Here is an 18,605-nt window from a genome sequence, read left to right on the forward strand (position 1 = left end):
AAAGATAAAAAAAGCTTCACAGTAAGTGAAGCTTTCTATTTTTATTTATTTACGTTTAAACTCACGTAAAGGATGTCCTGTATAAATTTGTCTTGGTCTTCCAATTGGTTCTTTATTTTCACGCATTTCTTTCCATTGCGCAATCCAACCTGGTAATCTACCAATTGCAAACATTACTGTAAACATATCTGTTGGGATTCCTAATGCTCTGTAAATAATTCCAGAGTAGAAATCAACATTTGGATATAAGTTTCTTGATTTGAAGTATTCGTCTTCAAGAGCAGCTGTTTCTAATTTTCTTGCGATATCTAAAATTGGATCTTCAACTCCTAAAGTTTCTAAAACTTCCTGAGCCGCTTTTTTAATGATTTTTGCTCTTGGATCGAAATTTTTATAAACTCTGTGTCCAAAGCCCATTAAACGGAAAGGATCATTTTTGTCTTTTGCTTTCGCCAAAAATTTATCTGTATCGCCACCATCTTTGTTGATCTCTTCAAGCATCTCAAGTACCGCTTGGTTAGCACCTCCGTGAAGAGGTCCCCAAAGAGCAGAAACACCTGCAGAAACTGAAGCAAATAAACCCGCATGAGATGAACCAACCATTCTAACAGTTGAAGTAGAACAGTTTTGCTCATGATCTGCATGAAGAATAAATAATTTATCTAAAGCATTTACAATTACTGGATTTGCAGAGTAAGGCCCCGTAGGCAATTGGAACATCAATTGCATAAAGCTTTCTACGTAACCTTTTGTATTATCATAATAATTCAAAGGATAGCCCATTGATTTTCTGTATGTCCATGTAGCAATTACAAGGAATTTTGCCATTGTTTTGCAAATAGCCTCATACATTTCTTTTTCGTTATCAACATTTACTGCTTTAGGATTAAATGCTGTTAAAGCACTTGTTAAAGCAGATAATACTCCCATTGGGTGAGCTGTTTTTGGAAAACCGTCAATGATATTTTTCATTTCCTCGTTTACCAAAGAATGTTTTCTAATACCATTTTCGAACTGCTCTAATTCTTCTGCAGTTGGTAATTCTCCGAAAATCAAAAGATAAGACACTTCTAAGAAACTAGCTTTTTCTGCTAAATCTTCGATTGAATATCCTCTGTAACGTAAAATTCCTAATTCTCCGTCAAGGAAAGTGATTTCACTTTTACAAGATCCTGAATTTTTATATCCCGGGTCAATTGTAATAATACCAGTTAAATCACGTAATTTGTTAATATCGATAGCTGATTCATTTTCACTTCCTGTAATTACTGGAAGTTCAATTTTCTTACCATCTACTTCTAATGTAGCTATTTTTGACATAATATATCGGAAATAAATCTTATAAAATAATAATTTCTCAAATCTAAGGAATTTAAGACTAATTTAAAAAAGAATACTGCTATGAATTTGTTAAAAGTCCAAAAAAAAACCATTCGTTAAAAAACGAATGGTTAATCTTAATATATAACTCTAAAAATTATTTAATCTTAAAAGCTTTTAAGCCTGGGAAATAAGCAGTACTTCCTAATTCTTCTTCAATTCTTAATAATTGGTTGTATTTTGCCATACGATCAGAACGAGAAGCAGAACCAGTTTTAATTTGTCCACAGTTTAAAGCAACTGCTAAGTCAGCAATTGTATTATCTTCTGTTTCTCCAGAGCGGTGAGACATTACTGAAGTATATCCAGCGTTTTTAGCCATATTTACAGCAGCAATAGTTTCAGTTAAAGTACCTATTTGATTTACTTTTACTAAGATTGAATTTGCAATACCTTTCTCAATACCAGTTGATAAACGAGCAACGTTAGTAACAAATAAATCATCACCTACTAATTGAACTTTATCTCCAATTTTCTCAGTTAAAGCTTTCCATCCATCCCAGTCATCTTCGTACATACCATCTTCAATAGAGATAATTGGATATTTAGCAGCAAGTTCAGCTAAGTATTGAGCTTGTTCTTCAGAAGTTCTGATTTTTCCTGTTTCACCTTCAAATTTAGTGTAATCGTATTTTCCGTTTACATAAAACTCAGAAGCAGCACAGTCAAGAGCAATCATAATTTCGTCACCAAAAGTATATCCTGCTTTCTCAACAGCTAATTTAATAGTATCCAAAGCATCTTCAGTTCCACCAGCTAAGTTTGGAGCGAAACCACCTTCATCACCAACAGCAGTACTTAAACCTCTGTCGTGTAAAACTTTTTTCAAGCTATGGAAAATTTCAGTTCCCATTTGCATAGCATGTGTAAAAGAAGTTGCTTTTACTGGGAAAATCATAAACTCTTGAAATGCAATAGGTGCATCAGAGTGAGAACCTCCATTAATAATATTCATCATTGGTACTGGAAGCGTGTTTGCAGAAACACCACCTACGTATCTGTATAATGGCAATCCTAATTCATTTGCAGCAGCTTTTGCAGCAGCTAATGAAACACCTAAAATTGCGTTAGCTCCTAATTTAGATTTGTTTGGAGTTCCATCTAAATCAATCATTAATTGATCGATAGTGTTTTGCTCAAATACAGAAGTACCAACTAATTCTTCAGCAATAACAGTATTTACATTGTTCACTGCGTTTAAAACTCCTTTTCCTAAGTAGGCTTTACCTCCATCACGTAATTCAACAGCTTCGTGCTCTCCAGTTGAAGCTCCAGATGGAACAGCAGCTCTACCTAAAACTCCATTTTCAGTTACTACATCAACTTCGATAGTAGGATTTCCTCTGGAATCCAAAATTTGTCTTGCGTGAACTTTAATTATAATACTCATTATTTTTGTTTTTTATTAATAGATTATAGATTTTTTTTCGAAATTATAAAAATATTTAATATTAAAAACGGATTTTCTCTACTAAACACCTTTATTTATTAACTACATCGTTTTAGACACAGCTAGTTTTATATTCTCAACAAATTGATCAAATAAATATGACGAATCATGCGGTCCAGGACTTGCCTCTGGGTGATATTGTACTGAAAAACAATTTTTATTCTTCATTCTCATTCCAGCTACTGTATCATCATTTAAATGAATATGTGTAAGCTCTAATTCTGGATGTCCCTCTAAAGCTTCTCTTTTTACAGCAAATCCATGATTTTGAGAAGTAATTTCACCTTTACCTGTTAAAAGATTTTTTACCGGATGATTAATTCCTCTATGTCCACCAAACATTTTATAAGTTTGGACTCCATTAGCCAAAGCAATAATCTGGTGGCCTAAACAAATTCCGAATAATGGTCTGTCATCAGCAATAATTTTTTTAGCTACTTCAATAACTCCGTGTAGCGGATCTGGATCTCCAGGACCGTTTGACAAGAAAAACCCATCTGGATTAAAAGAATTTAATTCCTCGTATGAGGCATCATAAGGAAAGACTTTAATGTAGCAATCTCTTTTTGCAAAGTTTCTTAAAATATTTTTCTTAATTCCAAGATCAAGTGCCGAAATTTTGTACGTTGCATTTTCATCACCAACAAAATAAGGTTCTTTAGTTGAAACTTTAGAAGCTAATTCCAGACCTTCCATATTTGGAACATTTGCTAATTCTTTTTTCAAATCTTCAATTGAAGTTCCATCTGTGCAGATCACGGCATTCATTGCACCATTATCACGAATATAACTAACCAGAGCTCTTGTATCAACATCCGAAATACAAATTAAGTTTTGTTTTGCGAAATAATCCTCTAAGCTTCCAGAAGCACCTACTCTTGAATAATTAAAACTAAAGTTTTTACAAACTAAACCAGCAATTTTTACATCTTCAGATTCTACCTCCTGATCATTTACACCGTAATTACCAATATGCGGATTAGTAGTTACCATGATTTGTCCAAAATAAGAAGGATCTGTAAAAATCTCCTGATATCCCGTCATTCCAGTGTTAAAACAAACTTCACCAAAAGTTTTACCGCTAATACCGATAGATTTACCATGAAAAATAGTTCCATCACTTAGTAATAAAATGGCGCTTTGTCGTGTTGTGTATTTCATTCTTTAATTGTATTGTTTTTAATCGTCTTATGAAACTTTACAGTTTCACTGTAATTAGATATTTTGCAAATTTACTTCTTTAAAAGAGCGCTTCCAAGATTTTTTAAAACTTTCATTCGTAAAAATAAAACCGATCATTTTAAATAAGTTAGATTTTTTTTATGTTTCAAAAAAATCAAAAAAAAAGGATAAACTAAAAATTAGCTTATCCTTGATTTTTATAGAATCATTACTTTCATAATTATTCAGAAGCTTCTGTAGTCGTTTCTGATTCAGCAGCTGGAGCTTCAGGAGCAGTACCTTCAGCTTTTTTAGCTTTACCACCACGACGGCTTTTAGCTTTTTTAACTTCTTTTTTACCTCCGTTGTAAAGTTCGTTAAAATCTACAAGTTCGATCATAGCCATATCAGCATTATCTCCCAAACGATTTCCAACTTTAATGATACGAGTGTATCCTCCTGGACGGTCACCTACTTTAGCAGCAACATCTCTGAACAAATCAGTTACAGCATATTTGTTACGTAAGTATGCAAAAACAACACGACGGTTATGAGTCGTATCTTCTTTTGATTTTGTGATTAAAGGCTCAACAAATTGTTTAAGCGCTTTAGCTTTAGCAACAGTTGTGTTAATACGTTTGTGCTCAATAAGAGAACAAGCCATATTAGCTAACATAGCTTTTCTATGTCCAGTCTGTCTGCTTAAGTGGTTGATTTTTTTTCCGTGTCTCATGACGTGTTTTTTTTATCTTCATCTTGCTACAATCCAGTCTGGAGAGCAAAATATGAAGTAAATTATTCTTTATCTAATTTGTATTTAGCTAAATCCATTCCGAAAGTTAAATTTTTAACTGCTACAAGCTCATCAAGCTCAGTTAAAGATTTTTTACCGAAGTTACGGAACTTCATTAGGTCATTTTTATTGAAAGATACTAAATCACCAAGTGTATCAACTTCAGCCGCTTTCAAGCAATTTAATGCTCTCACAGATAAATCCATATCAACAAGCTTAGTTTTAAGCAATTGTCTCATATGCAATGACTCTTCATCATACGATTCTGTTTGCGCAATTTCGTCAGCCTCAAGTGTAATTCTTTCATCAGAAAACAACATGAAATGGTGAATTAAAACTTTAGCAGCTTCAGTAAGAGCATCTTTAGGATTAATAGATCCATCAGTTTTGATTTCAAAAACTAATTTCTCGTAATCTGTTTTTTGCTCAACACGGAAATTTTCGATTGCATATTTTACATTTTTTACCGGAGTAAAAATAGAATCTGTAAAAATTGTTCCAATTGCAGCATTCTGTTTTTTGTTCTCTTCAGCAGGAACGTATCCTCTACCTTTTTCGATAGTTAAATCGAAATTTAGTTTGATTTTAGAATCTAAATTACAGATTACAAGGTCTGGATTCAACACTTGGAAACCTGAGATAAATTTTTGAAAATCACCAGCTGTCAATTGATCTTTACCAGAAACAGAAATAGTAACTGATTCATTATCGATATCTTCGATCTGACGTTTGAAACGTACTTGTTTTAGATTAAGGATAATTTCGGTAACATCTTCAACAACACCTGAAATAGTAGAAAACTCATGATCTACACCTTCGATACGAACAGATGTAATTGCATAACCTTCTAATGCTGAAAGCAAAACTCTTCTAAGTGCATTACCAACTGTCAATCCGTAACCAGGTTCTAAAGGTCTAAATTCAAATTTACCTTCAAAATCGGTTGAATCGATCATGATAACTTTATCGGGCTTTTGAAAATTAAATATTGCCATAAATTTCGACTAAGTCAATTATTATTTGTTGTACAACTCTACGATTAATTGCTCTTTAATGTTTTCTGGAATTTGTAATCTTGCAGGTACAGAAACAAAAGTTCCTTCTTTAAGATCATTGTTCCAAGTAATCCATTCATAAACATGACTTGAATTTGATAAAGAACGCTCGATAGCTTCTAAAGATTTAGATTTTTCACGAACTGCAACTTTATCACCAGGCTTAAGGTGGTAAGAAGGAATATTAACAACTTCTCCATTTACAGTAATGTGTCTGTGAGAAACGATTTGACGCGCACCTCTTCTAGATGGAGCAATTCCCATTCTAAAAACAACATTATCTAATCTTGCTTCGCATAATTGTAATAAAACTTCACCAGTAACTCCTTTTGTAGCTGATGCTTTTTCGAATAAATTTCTGAATTGTTTTTCTAAAATTCCATAAGAATATTTAGCTTTTTGCTTTTCCATTAACTGAACAGCGTACTCAGATTTTTTTCCTCTTTTTTTAGCCATCCCGTGTTGTCCAGGTGGGTAATTTCTTTTTTCGAAAGATCTGTCATCTCCGAAGATTGCTTCGCCGAATTTACGAGCGATTTTGGTTTTAGGACCAGTATATCTTGCCATTTTAAAAAAATTTTAAGGTAGAGATTATGAATTCAGGTCTAATCCTCCGATAATCTATGTTCTACCTTGTTTATACTATAAAAATAAAAAATTAAACTCTACGTCTTTTTGGAGGACGACATCCGTTGTGTGGCATTGGAGTAACATCAATAATTTCAGTAACTTCAATTCCACCGTTATGAATAGAACGGATAGCAGACTCACGTCCGTTACCTGGTCCTTTTACATAAACTTTTACTTTTTTAAGTCCTGCCTCAAGAGCTACTTTACTACAATCTTCTGCTGCCATTTGAGCTGCGTACGGAGTATTCTTTTTAGAACCTCTGAAACCCATTTTACCAGCTGAAGACCAAGCAATAACTTCACCTTTCTTATTTGTCAAAGAAATGATAATATTGTTGAAAGTCGAAGAAATATGCGCTTCACCCGTTGATTCAACGATAACTTTACGTTTTTTTGCAGTTGCTTTAGCCATATTACTTATTATTTAGTTGCTTTTTTCTTGTTAGCAACAGTTTTTCTTTTTCCTTTTCTTGTTCTAGAGTTGTTTTTAGTTCTTTGTCCTCTTAATGGAAGACCAGATCTATGACGAATTCCTCTATAACAACCAATATCCATTAAACGTTTGATGTTCAAAGAAATTTCAGAACGTAATTCTCCTTCAATTTTGTAAAATGAAACGGCATCACGAATTGCTCCGATCTCGTCATCATTCCAATCTTGAACTTTTTTATCTTGGCTAACTTGAGCTTTCTCTAAAATCTCAATAGCTCTACTTTTCCCTAATCCGAAGATGTAGGTAAGTGCAATAACACCTCTTTTGTTTTTTGGGATATCTACCCCTGCTATTCTTGCCATAATTATCCTTGTCTTTGTTTAAATCTAGGATTCTTTTTGTTTATCACGTACAATCTTCCTTTTCTACGCACGATAATGCACTCGGCACTTCTCTTTTTTACTGATGCTCTAACTTTCATATTGAATATCCTTTAATATCGATAAGTAATTCTTGCTTTTGACAAATCGTAAGGACTCATTTCTAGTTTCACTTTATCACCAGGTAATAATTTGATGTAATGCATTCGCATTTTTCCAGAAATATGAGCAATTACAATATGTCCATTTTCTAACTCCACACGGAACATGGCATTTGACAATGCTTCAATGATTGATCCGTCTTGTTCTATTGCTGATTGTTTTGCCATAAATAATATTAAGCTACTGCTTTTCTATTTTTACCAGTCTTCATTAAACCATCATAATGTTTGTTTAACAAGTATGAATTGATTTGTTGAATAGTATCTATTGCAACTCCAACCATAATTATTAATGAGGTACCTCCAAAAAACATTGCCCAAGATTGTTGTACATCCATAATACTTACAACAATAGCTGGGAACACAGCAATCAAAGCAAGGAATAAAGATCCTGGGAAAGTTATTAAAGACATCACTTTATCAAGAAAATCCGAAGTTTCAGCTCCAGGACGTACTCCAGGAATAAAACCACCACTTCTTTTTAAATCATCAGCCATTTTATTAGTAGGCACAGTGATCGCAGTGTAAAAGAATGTAAATACAATAATTAAAGTTGCAAAAACAAAATTATACCAGAAACCAAAGATATTACTAAATGCACCAACAATTGATTGTGATGTATCTGATTTAGACAATCCAGCTACAGCAGCCGGAATAAACATAATTGCCTGAGCAAAAATGATTGGCATAACTCCAGAAGCATTAAGCTTTAGAGGAATCCATTGTCTATTACCACCTGCCAAATCTTGTTCGTAATCACCAGTTGTTGTACGACGAGCGTATTGAACTGGAATTCTACGTACTGCCATTGTAAGCAATACACAAGAAATGATAACTAATAACCACACAATAATTTCAATAACTAACAACATTGGACCTCCATTGTTATTGGTAACTCTCGTAGTAAACTCTTGAATAAAAGCTTGTGGTAAACGAGCTAGGATACCAACCATAATTAATAATGAAATTCCATTTCCAATACCTTTATCTGTAATTTTCTCACCAAGCCACATAGCAAAAATTGTACCTGTAACTAAGATGATAACTGAAGAGAACAAAAATTCAGGAGAATTAAAGCCCAGTAGAAATGCACTACTAGGCAATGTTCTATACAAATTATAGATATAAGTTGGACCTTGAACCAGTGTAATAGCTATAGTCAACCAACGAGTGATTTGATTAATCTTTTTTCTACCACTTTCTCCATCGTTTTGAAGTTTTTGTAAATAAGGAATAGCAATTCCCATTAGCTGAACTACAATAGATGCAGAAATATAAGGCATAATACCTAAAGCAAAAACTGAAGCTTTAGAGAAAGCACCCCCAGTAAACATGTCTAGGATAGATCCTAAACCATTTTTAGTTTGTCCCGCTAAACCTGTCAATTGAGTTGCGTCAATTCCAGGAAGCGTAACGTGTGCACCAAAACGATATACTAAAAGCAATCCTAATGTAATTAAGATTCTGTTTTTCAGTTCTTCGATTTTCCAAACATTACTTAGTGATTCAATAAATTTCTTCATCTTAATAGATAAGTTATATAGTTACAGCTTCACCACCAGCAGCTTCAATAGCCGCTTTTGCAGTAGCAGTAAATTTGTGGGCAGTTACTTTTAATTTTGCTTTCAATTCTCCTCTTCCTAAAATCTTAACGATTTCATTTTTAGAAGCTAGACGATTAGCTACGAAATCTGTCATAGAAACAGAATCAGTAATTACACCATTGTCTACTAATAATTGAAGCGTATCTAAATTAACACCTTCGTATTCTTTACGATTGATGTTTTTGAAACCAAACTTAGGAACACGTCTTTGAAGTGGCATTTGTCCACCCTCAAAACCAATCTTTTTAGAATAACCAGAACGAGATTTTGCTCCTTTGTGTCCTCTTGCAGCGGTACCACCTTTTCCAGAACCTTCTCCTCTACCTACTCTTTTATTTTGATTGTGCGTTGATCCTTCAGCAGGCTGTAAGTTACTTAAATTCATAACAGTATTTGTTATTTAGCTTCTTCTACAGAAACTAAGTGTTTAACTTTGTTTATCATCCCAAGGATAGCAGGATTTGACTCATGCTCCACAACTTGTCCTAATTTACGTAGACCTAAAGCTTCTAAACCTCTCTTTTGAGAAAGAGGACAGTTGATCTTGCTTCTTACTTGTTTTACTAATAATTTAGCCATAATTTCCTTGATTAACCTTTAAAAACTTTTTCTAAAGAAACACCTCTTTGTTTTGCAACAGTGTGAGCGCTTCTCATTTGTAATAAAGCATCAAAAGTTGCTTTAACTACGTTATGAGGATTTGATGATCCTTGAGATTTAGATAATACGTCGTGAATACCTACTGACTCAAGAACTGAACGAACAGCTCCACCAGCAATAACTCCTGTACCATGAGAAGCAGGAATTAAGAATACACGTGCACCACCAAATTTTCCTTTTTGTTCGTGAGGAACAGATTGACCATTTAAAGGAATTCTAACTAAGTTTTTCTTAGCATCTTCTACTGCTTTCGCAATTGCTTCAGAAACGTCTTTAGATTTTCCTAATCCGTGACCAACTACTCCATTTTCATCACCTACAACTACAATAGCAGAAAAACCGAAAGCTCTACCTCCTTTTGTAACTTTAGTAACACGATTTACACTAACCAGACGATCTTTAAGTTCAAGACCACTAGGTTTTACCAATTCTACATTTTTGTATTTAGACATAATATATTAGAATTTAAGTCCAGCGGCTCTTGCGCCTTCTGCTAATGATTTAATACGACCGTGATATAAATAACCACCTCTATCAAAAGTGATTGTATCAATCCCAGCTTTTAACGCTTTCTCTGCAACTAATTTTCCAACAGCAGCAGCTACTTCAACGTTAGTACCTTTTCCTATTTCTTTTTCTCTTGAAGATGCAGCTAATATAGTAACTCCATTTACATCATCAATAATTTGAGCGTAAATTTCTTTATTACTTCTAAAAACAGAAAGTCTAGGTCTTGCAGCAGAACCACTAACCGATTTTCTAATTCTGAATTTAATTCTCTGTCTTCTTTCAGATTTTGTTAATGACATAATCTTATATTTTAAGCTGATTTACCTGCTTTTCTTCTTAATACTTCACCCACAAACTTAACACCTTTTCCTTTGTATGGCTCTGGCTTACGGAAACCTCTGATTTTCGCAGCAACTTGTCCTAAAAGTTGTTTATCAAATGATGTTAATTTTACGATTGGGTTCTTACCTTTTTCAGATATTGTTTCTAAACTTACTTCTGGAGCAATTTCTAAAACAATATTGTGAGAATATCCAAGAGCTAAATCTAATTTTTGACCTTGGTTTGAAGCTCTATAACCAACTCCAACTAATTCTAGTTCTTTTGTGAAACCTTCAGAAACACCAACAACCATATTACTGATCAAAGATCTAAATAATCCGTGTTTTGCTCTATGGTCTTTATGATCAGACGATCTTTCAACTAAAACTTGATCGCCTTCAACAGTTACATTTACGTCCGAAAACTCCTGAACTAGTTGACCTTTTTTTCCTTTTACTGTAATAATACCGTCTTTAACTTCAACAGTTACACCAGCAGGGATTACAATTGGGCTTTTACCTATTCTTGACATCTTATCTAGTGTTTAAAATTAGTATACGTAACAAATTACTTCACCACCTACATTTAACTGCTTAGCTTGTTTTCCTGTCATCAAACCTTTTGATGTAGAAACAATAGCAATTCCTAATCCGTTAAGGATTCTCGGTAATTTGGCAGCACCTGCGTACTTACGTAAACCAGGTTTACTAATTCTTTGGATATCTTTGATTACAGGCTCTTTAGTATCTTTATCATACTTCAAAGCAATTTTGATAGAACCTTGAACTGTGTTCTGCTCAAATTTGTAACTTAAGATGTAACCTTGATCAAATAAGATCTTAGTTATCTCTTTTTTAAGATTAGATGCTGGAATTTCAACAACTTTGTGGTTTGCAGCCACAGCGTTACGAACTCTAGTCAAATAATCTGCAATAGGATCTGTATACATATGTATTTGATTGCGATTATGGTTTTCGGGAGATACTCATCTCCCGAACCTTTAATCAATTAAAAATTATTTTTTGGATTGCAAAAGTAATAACTTATTGCCAGATTACCAAGATGCTTTTTTAACACCAGGAATTAATCCATTGTTAGCCATTTCACGGAAAGTTACACGTGAAATACCGAATTGACGGATGTAACCTCTAGGTCTACCTGTTAATTTACAACGATTGTGTAAACGAACTGGTGAAGCATTTTTAGGCAATCTTTGTAAGCCTTCGTAGTCACCAGCTTCTAATAAAGCTTTTCTCTTCTCAGCATACTTAGCTACCGTTTTCTCTCTTTTCACCTCGCGGGCTTTCATTGATTCTTTAGCCATGTCTTAATTCTTTTTAAAAGGTAATCCTAATTCAGCCAATAATGACTTTGCTTCCTTGTCTGTTTTTGCAGTGGTAACAAAAGTAATATCCATTCCTGAAATTTTGTTTACTTTGTCAATATCAATTTCTGGGAAAATGATTTGCTCTAAAACTCCAAGATTGTAGTTACCTCTTCCGTCGAAACCAGTAGCTTTAATACCACTAAAATCTCTAACTCGTGGTAAAGATGAAGTAATAAGTCTATCTAAAAACTCATACATTCTTTCTCCACGTAAAGTAACTTTTGCTCCAATAGGCATTCCTTTTCTTAATTTAAAAGACGCAACGTCTTTCTTAGAAATTGTAGCTACTGCTTTTTGTCCAGTGATCTTTGTTAACTCATCAACTGCGTAGTCAATAAGTTTTTTATCAGATACAGCTGCACCAACTCCACGGCTCAAAACGATTTTTTCAAGTTTAGGAACTTGCATTACGTTTTTATATCCGAACTCTTCTGTAAGAGCAGAGATTACTCTACTCTTATATTCTTCTTTTAGTCTAGGTGTATATGCCATTACTATAGTACTTGATTAGATTTTTTTGAAAATCTTACTTTCTTATCTCCTTCTACTCTAATACCTACTCTAGTTGTTTCCTTACTTTTAGGATCAATTAGAGCAATGTTAGAAATTTGAATAGAAGCCTCTTTCTTAACGATACCACCTTGAGGGTTTTTAGCACTTGGTTTAGTATGTTTTGAAACCAGGTTTACACCTTCAACGATCGCTTTGTTTTTTTCACGGTAAACACGTAAAACTTTACCTTCAGCACCTTTATGGTCTCCAGCAATAACTCTTACGATATCTCCTGATTTTATTTTTAGCTTTATCATCTTAAAACGAATTAAAGCACTTCTGGTGCTAATGATACAATTTTCATGAATTGTTTTTCACGAAGTTCTCTTGCTACCGGACCAAAAACACGAGTTCCTCTCATTTCTCCTGCAGCATTCAAAAGAACACATGCATTGTCATCGAAACGGATATAAGAACCATCAGCTCTTCTCACTTCTTTTTTAGTACGTACAACAACTGCAGTTGAAACAGCTCCTTTTTTTACGTTTCCGTTTGGAGTTGCATCTTTGATAGAAACTACAATTTTGTCACCAACAGAGGCATATCTTCTTTTAGTACCTCCTAAAACACGAATAGTTAAAACTTCTTTAGCTCCCGTGTTATCTGCTACTTTTAGTCTTGATTCTTGTTGTACCATAATTATTTAGCTCTTTCTAAGATTTCAACTAATCTCCAACATTTTGTTTTACTTAAAGGACGCGTTTCGCTAATTCTTACAGTATCTCCAATGTTACAGTCGTTTTTTTCGTCGTGTGCAACATATTTCTTAGTTTTCAACACGAACTTACCGTATAATGGGTGTTTTACTTTTCTTACTTCCGAAATAACGATAGATTTATCCATCTTATTTGAAGTAACAACACCTATTCTTTCTTTTCTTAAATTTCTTTTTTCTTCCATCTTTCAGCAGAATACAATTATTGTAACTCTCTTTTAGTTAACTCTGTAGCTAGTCTTGCAACTGTTCTTCTAACACTTCTAATTTGAAGTGGGTTAGCAATTGGAGAAATAGCATGAGCCATTTTTAGGTCAGCATATAGTTTCTTAGTTTGACTAAGCTTTTCTTGCAACTCCGCTGCAGAAAGATCTTTTATTTCTGATTGTTTCATAATAAATATAAATTATGCTTCGAAATCTCTAGCAACGACGAACTTAGTTTTTACTGGAAGTTTTTGAGCTGCAAGACGTAAAGCCTCTTTTGCAACTGACAATGGAACCCCTCCAACTTCAAACATAATTCTTCCTGGTTTAACAACAGCAGCCCAATATTCAACTGCTCCTTTACCTTTACCCATACGTACTTCAAGAGGCTTCTTAGTGATAGGTTTGTCTGGGAAAATTTTAATCCACAATTGTCCTTCTCTCTTCATGTAACGAGTTGCAGCAATACGCGCAGCTTCGATTTGACGTGAAGTTAAAAACATTCCATCTTCATGCACAGATTTAATACCAAACATTCCATTTGAAAGTTCATGCCCTCTTTGAGAGTTACCCTTCATTCTACCTTTTTGTACCTTACGGTATTTTGTTCTTTTAGGCTGTAACATTTTTCTTTAGTTTAAAAATTTACTTTCTTTTACGAGCGTCTGGTTTTCCACCTTTATTAAAGTTAGATTTACCTCTAGGGGCATCTCCACCTTTACCACTGCCAGTACCAGATTGTTTTTTATCCATTCCAGCTAGCGGAGAAAGATCTCTCTTTCCATAAACTTCACCTTTCATGATCCATACTTTGATACCCATTCTACCGTAAGTAGTGTGAGCTTCAGCCAAAGCATAATCAATATCAGCTCTGAAAGTTGATAGAGGAATTCTACCTTCTTTGAAACCTTCAGAACGTGCCATCTCAGCACCATTCAAACGTCCAGAAATCAAAACTTTGATACCTTCAGCGTTCATACGCATTGAAGCAGCAATAGCCATTTTGATTGCACGTCTGTAAGAAATACGGCTTTCGATTTGACGAGCGATGCTTGTCGCCACAAGATAAGCATCTAACTCAGGTCTTTTAATTTCAAAGATGTTAATTTGAACCTCTTTATCAGTAACTTTCTTAAGTTCCTCTTTTAACTTGTCTACCTCTTGCCCACCTTTTCCGATAATAATACCAGGTCTAGCAGTAGTGATAGTAACGGTTACAAGCTTTAAAGTTCTCTCGATGATTACTTTAGATACACTAGCTTTTGATAAACGAGCGTGGATATACTTTCTGATTTTGTGATCTTCAGCTAATTTATCGCCATAATCATTTCCACCATACCAGTTTGAGTCCCATCCTCTGATGATACCAAGTCTATTTCCAATTGGATTTGTCTTTTGTCCCATGCTGCTTAAGAATTGCTTTGTGTGTTATTGATAGCTCCAAGCACGATTGTTACGTGATTAGAACGTTTTCTTATTCTGTGTGCACGACCTTGTGGAGCTGGACGAAGTCTTTTTAACATCATTCCACCATCTACTCTGATCTCTTTAACAAATAATCCAGCTTCTTCTAAATTACCTTCACTATTTTTTTGCTCCCAGTTGTTGATTGCAGATAATAATAGTTTTTCTAATTTTCTTGAAGCTTCTTTAGAACTGAATCTTAAAATGTTAAGTGCTCTTTCTACCTTCTGACCTCTTACCAAGTCCGCTACTAAGCGCATTTTTCTAGGTGAAGTAGGGCAGTTATTCAATTTTGCGAAAGCGATAGACTTATTAGCCTCTTTTCTCGCATCTGCTGTTTCTCTTTTACGAACTCCCATTGCTTCTTTTATTTTTTACCTTTATTTTTTGCTCCAGCATGACCTCTAAAAGATCTAGTTGGTGAAAACTCTCCTAATTTGTGACCTACCATGTTTTCTGTTACGTAAACTGGTACAAATTGACGACCGTTATGAACTGCGATAGTTTGTCCAACGAAATCTGGAGTAATCATTGAAGCTCTAGACCAAGTCTTTACAACTGCATTTTTACCACTTTCTACGTTTTCTTGAACTTTTTTATCTAATTTATAATGAACAAAAGGTCCTTTTTTTAATGAACGTGCCATATCTTATTATTTCTTTCTACGTTCTACGATATACTTGTTACTCGGGTTTTTCTTAGAACGAGTTCTGTAACCTTTAGCTGGCAATCCTTTTCTTGAACGTGGATGCCCTCCAGAAGAACGTCCTTCACCACCTCCCATAGGGTGATCAACTGGGTTCATCGCTACTGGTCTAGTTCTAGGTCTTCTTCCTAACCATCTTGTTCTACCTGCTTTTCCAGATACAACTAATTGGTGGTCAGAATTAGAAACAGCTCCAATTGTAGCCGAACAAGTTAACAAGATTAATCTTGTCTCACCAGATGGCATTTTAATTGTTGCATATTTCCCGTCTCTTGCCATTAACTGAGCAAAAGTTCCAGCTGAACGAGCGATTACAGCTCCTTGTCCTGGACGTAACTCAATACAAGATATAACAGTTCCAAGAGGAATTCTGCTTAAAGGTAAAGTATTACCAATCTCTGGTTGAGATTCTGGTCCAGAAACTAATTTCTGACCAACTTTCAATCCGTTTTGAGCGATAATATAAGTTTTCTCTCCATCAGCATAAGCTAATAAAGCGATAAATGCAGTACGATTTGGATCGTATTCGATTGATTTCACTGTAGCTGGAATTCCATCTTTAGTTCTTTTGAAATCAATAATACGATATCTCTGCTTGTGACCACCACCCGTATAACGCATGGTCATCTTTCCTTGACTATTTCTACCTCCTGAGTTTTTTATCGGCGCTATCAAAGAGCGTTCCGGCTTATCAGTTGTAATAGCGTCATAACCATTCACAACTCTAAATCGCTGACCCGGGGTAATAGGTTTTAATTTTCTTACTGACATTTTTCTATCTTAGATATTGTTGTAAAAATCAATTGTTTCTCCTTCTTGTACTTGAACAATTGCTTTTTTAATTGCATTTGTCTTTCCACTGATTAAACCACTTTTAGTGTATTTAGTAGATCTATCCGGTCTAACATTCATTGTATTAACAGAAACGATAGTTACTCCATAAGCAGCTTCAATAGCTTTCTTAATTTCAACTTTGTTTGCTTTTTTGTCAACAACGAATCCAAAGCGGTTTAAAACTTCACTTTCTTTGGTTACTTTTTCAGTTACTATAGGTCTAATTATGATACTCATACTCCTATTATTTGCTTAAATTTTCTTCAATTAACTCTAAAGAACCCTCCAAAAGCACTAAATTATTAGTGTTTAATATTGCGTAAGTGCTTAATTCTGAGCTAGTTACGACATTAGAAGCCTTTAAATTGCGTGACGACAAATATACATTTTTATTTGACTCACCCAATACAAATAGAGATTTTTTATTTTCTAACCCTAAAGCTTTCAAAACGTTAATGAAATTTTTAGTGTTTGGCACATCAAAATTAAAGTCTTCAAGAACGATAATATTTGACTCCTTTGCTTTGATTGAGAAAGCTGATTTTCTAGCCAATCTTTTTAAACCTTTATTCAATTTGAATGAATAACTTCTTGGTCTTGGCCCGAAAACTGTTCCTCCACCTTTAAACAAAGGATTCTTAACACTTCCAGCACGAGCTGTACCCGTACCTTTTTGTTTTTTAATCTTACGAGTACTTCCAGTTACTTCAGCTCTTTCTTTAGCTTTATGAGTACCTTGTCTTTGATTAGCAAGATATTGCTTAACATCAAGATATACTGCGTGATTGTTTGGTTCAATTGCGAATACTGAATCAGAAAGTTGAACTTTTCTACCAGTATCTTTTCCGTTGAAATCTAATACTTTTACTTCCATTACTTCTGAATGATTACGTAAGAGTTTTTGTGACCAGGAATACATCCTTTAACAACAAGTAAGTTCTTTTCAGCAACTACTTTTAAAACTCTAAGGTTTTGAACTTTTACATTATCTCCTCCCATTCTTCCAGCCATACGCATTCCTTTGAATACTCTAGATGGATAAGAAGAAGCTCCTACAGAACCCGGCGCTCTTAAACGGTTGTGCTGACCATGAGTAGCTTGTCCAACCCCACCAAAACCGTGACGCTTAACAACACCTTGGAAACCTTTACCTTTAGATACACCTTGTACATCTACAAATTCTCCTTCTTCAAAAATAGAAACATCGATAAGATCTCCTAATTTTTGTTCAGTTGCAAATTCTTTGAATTCAACGACTTTTTTCTTAGCAACAGTTCCAGCTTTTTTAAAGTGACCTAAAGCCGCTTTAGTAGAATGTTTCTCGTTTTTGTCATCGAAACCAAGTTGCAACGCTTCATACCCGTCAACCTCGTTGGTTCTGACTTGGGTAACAACACACGGCCCAGCTTCGATTACTGTACAAGGAATGTTTTTCCCGTTTTCATCGAAAATACTAGTCATGCCGATTTTTTTACCAATTAACCCAGACATAAATATTAATTATTAATTACTAAAATTCCCTTCAATTTGAAAATAACAGAAATTTTCAAACAGGGAGTGCAAAAGTAGTTATTAAAAATGAATATACCAAACAGTTACAAAAATTAAATCGCTCAGTATCAAAATCCAAGCTTCAAATCAACCATCAAAGCACTTTCATGTTCTAAAAATTTATCTCTTTATTTTCAACTCTAAAAAATCTATCTGCTTAATGATTAATTAATCAAAATAAAACAAAAACGTTCGCACAGCCTTAAAACAAAGGGATTTAAAAACCATCCCCACTAATACAAACTTAAAATCAATTGCAAAAACTAAATACATAATAATATTCAACAACAAAAAAAAGCGAGACATTTCTGACTCGCTTTTTGTATGTAAAATTTAATAAAAAATTATACTTTAATCTCTACTTCAACTCCACTTGGCAATTCAAGTTTCATTAAAGCATCAATAGTTTTAGATGAAGATGAATAAATATCAATCAATCTCTTGTATGACATTACTTCAAATTGCTCTCTCGCTTTTTTGTTAACGTGCGGAGAACGCAATACAGTGAAAAGTTTTTTGTGAGTTGGCAACGGAATAGGACCTGTTACAACCGCTCCAGTAGTTTTTACTGTTTTTACAATCTTTTCAGCAGATTTATCTACCAACATGTGATCGTAAGATTTTAGTTTTATTCTGATTTTTTGACTCATTT

At 34.2% G+C, this 18,605-nt stretch carries 32 protein-coding genes; all 32 read right to left on the bottom strand.

Features of this window, described 5'->3' with window-relative positions; genetic code table 11:
• Window positions 1–45: 45 nt before the first annotated feature.
• Window positions 46–1,320 (bottom strand): citrate synthase, encoded by a 1,275-nt coding sequence (locus tag P2W75_RS21920; RefSeq protein ID WP_207294659.1) that lies wholly within the window; start codon window positions 1,318–1,320, stop codon window positions 46–48.
• A 157-nt stretch (window positions 1,321–1,477) separates the two neighbouring features.
• Window positions 1,478–2,770 (bottom strand): phosphopyruvate hydratase, encoded by a 1,293-nt coding sequence (gene eno / locus P2W75_RS21925; RefSeq protein ID WP_207294658.1) that lies wholly within the window; start codon window positions 2,768–2,770, stop codon window positions 1,478–1,480.
• A 102-nt stretch (window positions 2,771–2,872) separates the two neighbouring features.
• On the bottom strand, window positions 2,873–3,991 hold the full coding sequence (gene carA, locus P2W75_RS21930; RefSeq protein WP_207294657.1) for a glutamine-hydrolyzing carbamoyl-phosphate synthase small subunit: 1,119 nt from the start codon (window positions 3,989–3,991) through the stop codon (window positions 2,873–2,875).
• 241 nt (window positions 3,992–4,232) lie between these two features.
• A complete protein-coding gene (gene rplQ, locus P2W75_RS21935) occupies window positions 4,233–4,724 on the bottom strand; it encodes a 50S ribosomal protein L17 (RefSeq protein ID WP_207294656.1) in 492 nt (163 codons plus the stop codon).
• 62 nt (window positions 4,725–4,786) lie between these two features.
• Window positions 4,787–5,779 (bottom strand): DNA-directed RNA polymerase subunit alpha, encoded by a 993-nt coding sequence (locus P2W75_RS21940; RefSeq protein WP_008464329.1) that lies wholly within the window; start codon window positions 5,777–5,779, stop codon window positions 4,787–4,789.
• Between the two features lie 21 nt (window positions 5,780–5,800).
• Complete coding sequence (gene rpsD / locus P2W75_RS21945) at window positions 5,801–6,406, bottom strand: 30S ribosomal protein S4 (RefSeq protein WP_111364450.1); 606 nt, start codon at window positions 6,404–6,406, stop codon at window positions 5,801–5,803.
• Between the two features lie 91 nt (window positions 6,407–6,497).
• Window positions 6,498–6,881: a 30S ribosomal protein S11 gene (rpsK, locus tag P2W75_RS21950; RefSeq protein ID WP_012022477.1), complete on the bottom strand. Its 384-nt coding sequence runs from the start codon at window positions 6,879–6,881 to the stop codon at window positions 6,498–6,500.
• 8 nt (window positions 6,882–6,889) lie between these two features.
• The gene (rpsM, locus tag P2W75_RS21955) at window positions 6,890–7,264 is read right to left on the bottom strand and encodes a 30S ribosomal protein S13 (protein ID WP_026727867.1); all 375 of its coding nucleotides are present in this window, start codon (window positions 7,262–7,264) and stop codon (window positions 6,890–6,892) included.
• Window positions 7,265–7,266: 2 nt separating this feature from the next.
• On the bottom strand, window positions 7,267–7,383 hold the full coding sequence (gene ykgO / locus P2W75_RS21960; protein ID WP_002987490.1) for a type B 50S ribosomal protein L36: 117 nt from the start codon (window positions 7,381–7,383) through the stop codon (window positions 7,267–7,269).
• Window positions 7,384–7,395: 12 nt separating this feature from the next.
• On the bottom strand, window positions 7,396–7,611 hold the full coding sequence (gene infA, locus P2W75_RS21965) for a translation initiation factor IF-1 (protein ID WP_007136545.1): 216 nt from the start codon (window positions 7,609–7,611) through the stop codon (window positions 7,396–7,398).
• Window positions 7,612–7,619: 8 nt separating this feature from the next.
• Complete coding sequence (gene secY / locus P2W75_RS21970) at window positions 7,620–8,966, bottom strand: preprotein translocase subunit SecY (protein ID WP_207294655.1); 1,347 nt, start codon at window positions 8,964–8,966, stop codon at window positions 7,620–7,622.
• A gap of 13 nt (window positions 8,967–8,979) precedes the next feature.
• Entirely contained in the window at window positions 8,980–9,432 is a 453-nt protein-coding gene (gene rplO, locus P2W75_RS21975) for a 50S ribosomal protein L15 (RefSeq protein ID WP_012022480.1), read from the bottom strand.
• Between the two features lie 11 nt (window positions 9,433–9,443).
• The gene (gene rpmD, locus P2W75_RS21980; protein ID WP_012022481.1) at window positions 9,444–9,626 is read right to left on the bottom strand and encodes a 50S ribosomal protein L30; all 183 of its coding nucleotides are present in this window, start codon (window positions 9,624–9,626) and stop codon (window positions 9,444–9,446) included.
• 11 nt (window positions 9,627–9,637) lie between these two features.
• On the bottom strand, window positions 9,638–10,162 hold the full coding sequence (gene rpsE / locus P2W75_RS21985; RefSeq protein WP_085949269.1) for a 30S ribosomal protein S5: 525 nt from the start codon (window positions 10,160–10,162) through the stop codon (window positions 9,638–9,640).
• Window positions 10,163–10,165: 3 nt separating this feature from the next.
• Entirely contained in the window at window positions 10,166–10,516 is a 351-nt protein-coding gene (rplR, locus tag P2W75_RS21990; protein ID WP_035650451.1) for a 50S ribosomal protein L18, read from the bottom strand.
• Between the two features lie 11 nt (window positions 10,517–10,527).
• Complete coding sequence (rplF, locus tag P2W75_RS21995) at window positions 10,528–11,070, bottom strand: 50S ribosomal protein L6 (protein WP_012022483.1); 543 nt, start codon at window positions 11,068–11,070, stop codon at window positions 10,528–10,530.
• 18 nt (window positions 11,071–11,088) lie between these two features.
• Window positions 11,089–11,487, bottom strand: a complete 399-nt coding sequence (gene rpsH / locus P2W75_RS22000) for a 30S ribosomal protein S8 (RefSeq protein WP_008464306.1) — start codon at window positions 11,485–11,487, stop codon at window positions 11,089–11,091.
• Window positions 11,488–11,592: 105 nt separating this feature from the next.
• Window positions 11,593–11,862 carry a 30S ribosomal protein S14 gene (gene rpsN, locus P2W75_RS22005; RefSeq protein ID WP_008464305.1) on the bottom strand — a complete coding sequence of 90 codons (270 nt, stop codon included), beginning with the start codon at window positions 11,860–11,862 and terminating at the stop codon, window positions 11,593–11,595.
• A gap of 3 nt (window positions 11,863–11,865) precedes the next feature.
• The gene (rplE, locus tag P2W75_RS22010; protein WP_207294654.1) at window positions 11,866–12,417 is read right to left on the bottom strand and encodes a 50S ribosomal protein L5; all 552 of its coding nucleotides are present in this window, start codon (window positions 12,415–12,417) and stop codon (window positions 11,866–11,868) included.
• 2 nt (window positions 12,418–12,419) lie between these two features.
• Window positions 12,420–12,734: a 50S ribosomal protein L24 gene (gene rplX, locus P2W75_RS22015; RefSeq protein ID WP_207294653.1), complete on the bottom strand. Its 315-nt coding sequence runs from the start codon at window positions 12,732–12,734 to the stop codon at window positions 12,420–12,422.
• An 11-nt stretch (window positions 12,735–12,745) separates the two neighbouring features.
• The gene (rplN, locus tag P2W75_RS22020; protein WP_007803649.1) at window positions 12,746–13,114 is read right to left on the bottom strand and encodes a 50S ribosomal protein L14; all 369 of its coding nucleotides are present in this window, start codon (window positions 13,112–13,114) and stop codon (window positions 12,746–12,748) included.
• Between the two features lie 2 nt (window positions 13,115–13,116).
• On the bottom strand, window positions 13,117–13,377 hold the full coding sequence (rpsQ, locus tag P2W75_RS22025; protein WP_008464298.1) for a 30S ribosomal protein S17: 261 nt from the start codon (window positions 13,375–13,377) through the stop codon (window positions 13,117–13,119).
• Window positions 13,378–13,394: 17 nt separating this feature from the next.
• The gene (gene rpmC, locus P2W75_RS22030; RefSeq protein ID WP_026727874.1) at window positions 13,395–13,586 is read right to left on the bottom strand and encodes a 50S ribosomal protein L29; all 192 of its coding nucleotides are present in this window, start codon (window positions 13,584–13,586) and stop codon (window positions 13,395–13,397) included.
• A 12-nt stretch (window positions 13,587–13,598) separates the two neighbouring features.
• The gene (gene rplP / locus P2W75_RS22035; RefSeq protein ID WP_008464295.1) at window positions 13,599–14,024 is read right to left on the bottom strand and encodes a 50S ribosomal protein L16; all 426 of its coding nucleotides are present in this window, start codon (window positions 14,022–14,024) and stop codon (window positions 13,599–13,601) included.
• A gap of 19 nt (window positions 14,025–14,043) precedes the next feature.
• Window positions 14,044–14,802: a 30S ribosomal protein S3 gene (rpsC, locus tag P2W75_RS22040; RefSeq protein ID WP_121360089.1), complete on the bottom strand. Its 759-nt coding sequence runs from the start codon at window positions 14,800–14,802 to the stop codon at window positions 14,044–14,046.
• Window positions 14,803–14,807: 5 nt separating this feature from the next.
• Complete coding sequence (gene rplV, locus P2W75_RS22045; RefSeq protein ID WP_007803631.1) at window positions 14,808–15,221, bottom strand: 50S ribosomal protein L22; 414 nt, start codon at window positions 15,219–15,221, stop codon at window positions 14,808–14,810.
• A gap of 8 nt (window positions 15,222–15,229) precedes the next feature.
• The gene (gene rpsS / locus P2W75_RS22050; RefSeq protein WP_008464288.1) at window positions 15,230–15,508 is read right to left on the bottom strand and encodes a 30S ribosomal protein S19; all 279 of its coding nucleotides are present in this window, start codon (window positions 15,506–15,508) and stop codon (window positions 15,230–15,232) included.
• 6 nt (window positions 15,509–15,514) lie between these two features.
• On the bottom strand, window positions 15,515–16,339 hold the full coding sequence (gene rplB / locus P2W75_RS22055) for a 50S ribosomal protein L2 (protein WP_091496650.1): 825 nt from the start codon (window positions 16,337–16,339) through the stop codon (window positions 15,515–15,517).
• A 9-nt stretch (window positions 16,340–16,348) separates the two neighbouring features.
• A complete protein-coding gene (gene rplW, locus P2W75_RS22060) occupies window positions 16,349–16,639 on the bottom strand; it encodes a 50S ribosomal protein L23 (protein ID WP_207294652.1) in 291 nt (96 codons plus the stop codon).
• 7 nt (window positions 16,640–16,646) lie between these two features.
• Window positions 16,647–17,276 carry a 50S ribosomal protein L4 gene (rplD, locus tag P2W75_RS22065; RefSeq protein WP_135222813.1) on the bottom strand — a complete coding sequence of 210 codons (630 nt, stop codon included), beginning with the start codon at window positions 17,274–17,276 and terminating at the stop codon, window positions 16,647–16,649.
• A complete protein-coding gene (gene rplC / locus P2W75_RS22070; protein WP_276382095.1) occupies window positions 17,276–17,893 on the bottom strand; it encodes a 50S ribosomal protein L3 in 618 nt (205 codons plus the stop codon). Before rplC ends, rplD begins: the two co-directional genes overlap by 1 nt.
• 404 nt (window positions 17,894–18,297) lie before the next feature.
• Window positions 18,298–18,603 (bottom strand): 30S ribosomal protein S10, encoded by a 306-nt coding sequence (gene rpsJ, locus P2W75_RS22075; protein WP_007803605.1) that lies wholly within the window; start codon window positions 18,601–18,603, stop codon window positions 18,298–18,300.
• Between the last annotated feature and the right edge of the window lie 2 nt (window positions 18,604–18,605).

Source organism: Flavobacterium sp. H4147 (genome assembly GCF_029360735.1).
In the GTDB taxonomy this organism is placed as follows: Bacteria; Bacteroidota; Bacteroidia; order Flavobacteriales; family Flavobacteriaceae; genus Flavobacterium; species Flavobacterium endoglycinae.

Bases quoted from the DNA above. Each gene is read 5' to 3' on its own strand.
- rpsH (WP_008464306.1), bottom strand. From the start codon at position 11,487: ATGTATACAGATCCTATTGCAGATTATTTGACTAGAGTTCGTAACGCT.
- P2W75_RS21920 (WP_207294659.1), bottom strand. From the start codon at position 1,320: ATGTCAAAAATAGCTACATTAGAAGTAGATGGTAAGAAAATTGAACTT.
- rplB (WP_091496650.1), bottom strand. From the start codon at position 16,339: ATGTCAGTAAGAAAATTAAAACCTATTACCCCGGGTCAGCGATTTAGA.
- rplV (WP_007803631.1), bottom strand. From the start codon at position 15,221: ATGGGAGTTCGTAAAAGAGAAACAGCAGATGCGAGAAAAGAGGCTAAT.
- rplW (WP_207294652.1), bottom strand. From the start codon at position 16,639: ATGAGTATCATAATTAGACCTATAGTAACTGAAAAAGTAACCAAAGAA.
- rpmC (WP_026727874.1), bottom strand. From the start codon at position 13,586: ATGAAACAATCAGAAATAAAAGATCTTTCTGCAGCGGAGTTGCAAGAA.
- rpsS (WP_008464288.1), bottom strand. From the start codon at position 15,508: ATGGCACGTTCATTAAAAAAAGGACCTTTTGTTCATTATAAATTAGAT.
- P2W75_RS21940 (WP_008464329.1), bottom strand. From the start codon at position 5,779: ATGGCAATATTTAATTTTCAAAAGCCCGATAAAGTTATCATGATCGAT.
- rplX (WP_207294653.1), bottom strand. From the start codon at position 12,734: ATGATAAAGCTAAAAATAAAATCAGGAGATATCGTAAGAGTTATTGCT.
- rplR (WP_035650451.1), bottom strand. From the start codon at position 10,516: ATGTCATTAACAAAATCTGAAAGAAGACAGAGAATTAAATTCAGAATT.
- rpmD (WP_012022481.1), bottom strand. From the start codon at position 9,626: ATGGCTAAATTATTAGTAAAACAAGTAAGAAGCAAGATCAACTGTCCT.
- rplO (WP_012022480.1), bottom strand. From the start codon at position 9,432: ATGAATTTAAGTAACTTACAGCCTGCTGAAGGATCAACGCACAATCAA.
- rplN (WP_007803649.1), bottom strand. From the start codon at position 13,114: ATGGTACAACAAGAATCAAGACTAAAAGTAGCAGATAACACGGGAGCT.
- rpsK (WP_012022477.1), bottom strand. From the start codon at position 6,881: ATGGCTAAAGCAACTGCAAAAAAACGTAAAGTTATCGTTGAATCAACG.
- secY (WP_207294655.1), bottom strand. From the start codon at position 8,966: ATGAAGAAATTTATTGAATCACTAAGTAATGTTTGGAAAATCGAAGAA.
- rplP (WP_008464295.1), bottom strand. From the start codon at position 14,024: ATGTTACAGCCTAAAAGAACAAAATACCGTAAGGTACAAAAAGGTAGA.
- rpsQ (WP_008464298.1), bottom strand. From the start codon at position 13,377: ATGGAAGAAAAAAGAAATTTAAGAAAAGAAAGAATAGGTGTTGTTACT.
- rplF (WP_012022483.1), bottom strand. From the start codon at position 11,070: ATGTCAAGAATAGGTAAAAGCCCAATTGTAATCCCTGCTGGTGTAACT.
- rpsN (WP_008464305.1), bottom strand. From the start codon at position 11,862: ATGGCTAAAGAATCAATGAAAGCCCGCGAGGTGAAAAGAGAGAAAACG.
- rpsJ (WP_007803605.1), bottom strand. From the start codon at position 18,603: ATGAGTCAAAAAATCAGAATAAAACTAAAATCTTACGATCACATGTTG.
- infA (WP_007136545.1), bottom strand. From the start codon at position 7,611: ATGGCAAAACAATCAGCAATAGAACAAGACGGATCAATCATTGAAGCA.
- eno (WP_207294658.1), bottom strand. From the start codon at position 2,770: ATGAGTATTATAATTAAAGTTCACGCAAGACAAATTTTGGATTCCAGA.
- rplD (WP_135222813.1), bottom strand. From the start codon at position 17,276: ATGGAAGTAAAAGTATTAGATTTCAACGGAAAAGATACTGGTAGAAAA.
- rpsM (WP_026727867.1), bottom strand. From the start codon at position 7,264: ATGGCAAGAATAGCAGGGGTAGATATCCCAAAAAACAAAAGAGGTGTT.
- rplC (WP_276382095.1), bottom strand. From the start codon at position 17,893: ATGTCTGGGTTAATTGGTAAAAAAATCGGCATGACTAGTATTTTCGAT.
- rplE (WP_207294654.1), bottom strand. From the start codon at position 12,417: ATGGCATATACACCTAGACTAAAAGAAGAATATAAGAGTAGAGTAATC.
- carA (WP_207294657.1), bottom strand. From the start codon at position 3,991: ATGAAATACACAACACGACAAAGCGCCATTTTATTACTAAGTGATGGA.
- rpsC (WP_121360089.1), bottom strand. From the start codon at position 14,802: ATGGGACAAAAGACAAATCCAATTGGAAATAGACTTGGTATCATCAGA.
- rpsD (WP_111364450.1), bottom strand. From the start codon at position 6,406: ATGGCAAGATATACTGGTCCTAAAACCAAAATCGCTCGTAAATTCGGC.
- ykgO (WP_002987490.1), bottom strand. From the start codon at position 7,383: ATGAAAGTTAGAGCATCAGTAAAAAAGAGAAGTGCCGAGTGCATTATC.
- rplQ (WP_207294656.1), bottom strand. From the start codon at position 4,724: ATGAGACACGGAAAAAAAATCAACCACTTAAGCAGACAGACTGGACAT.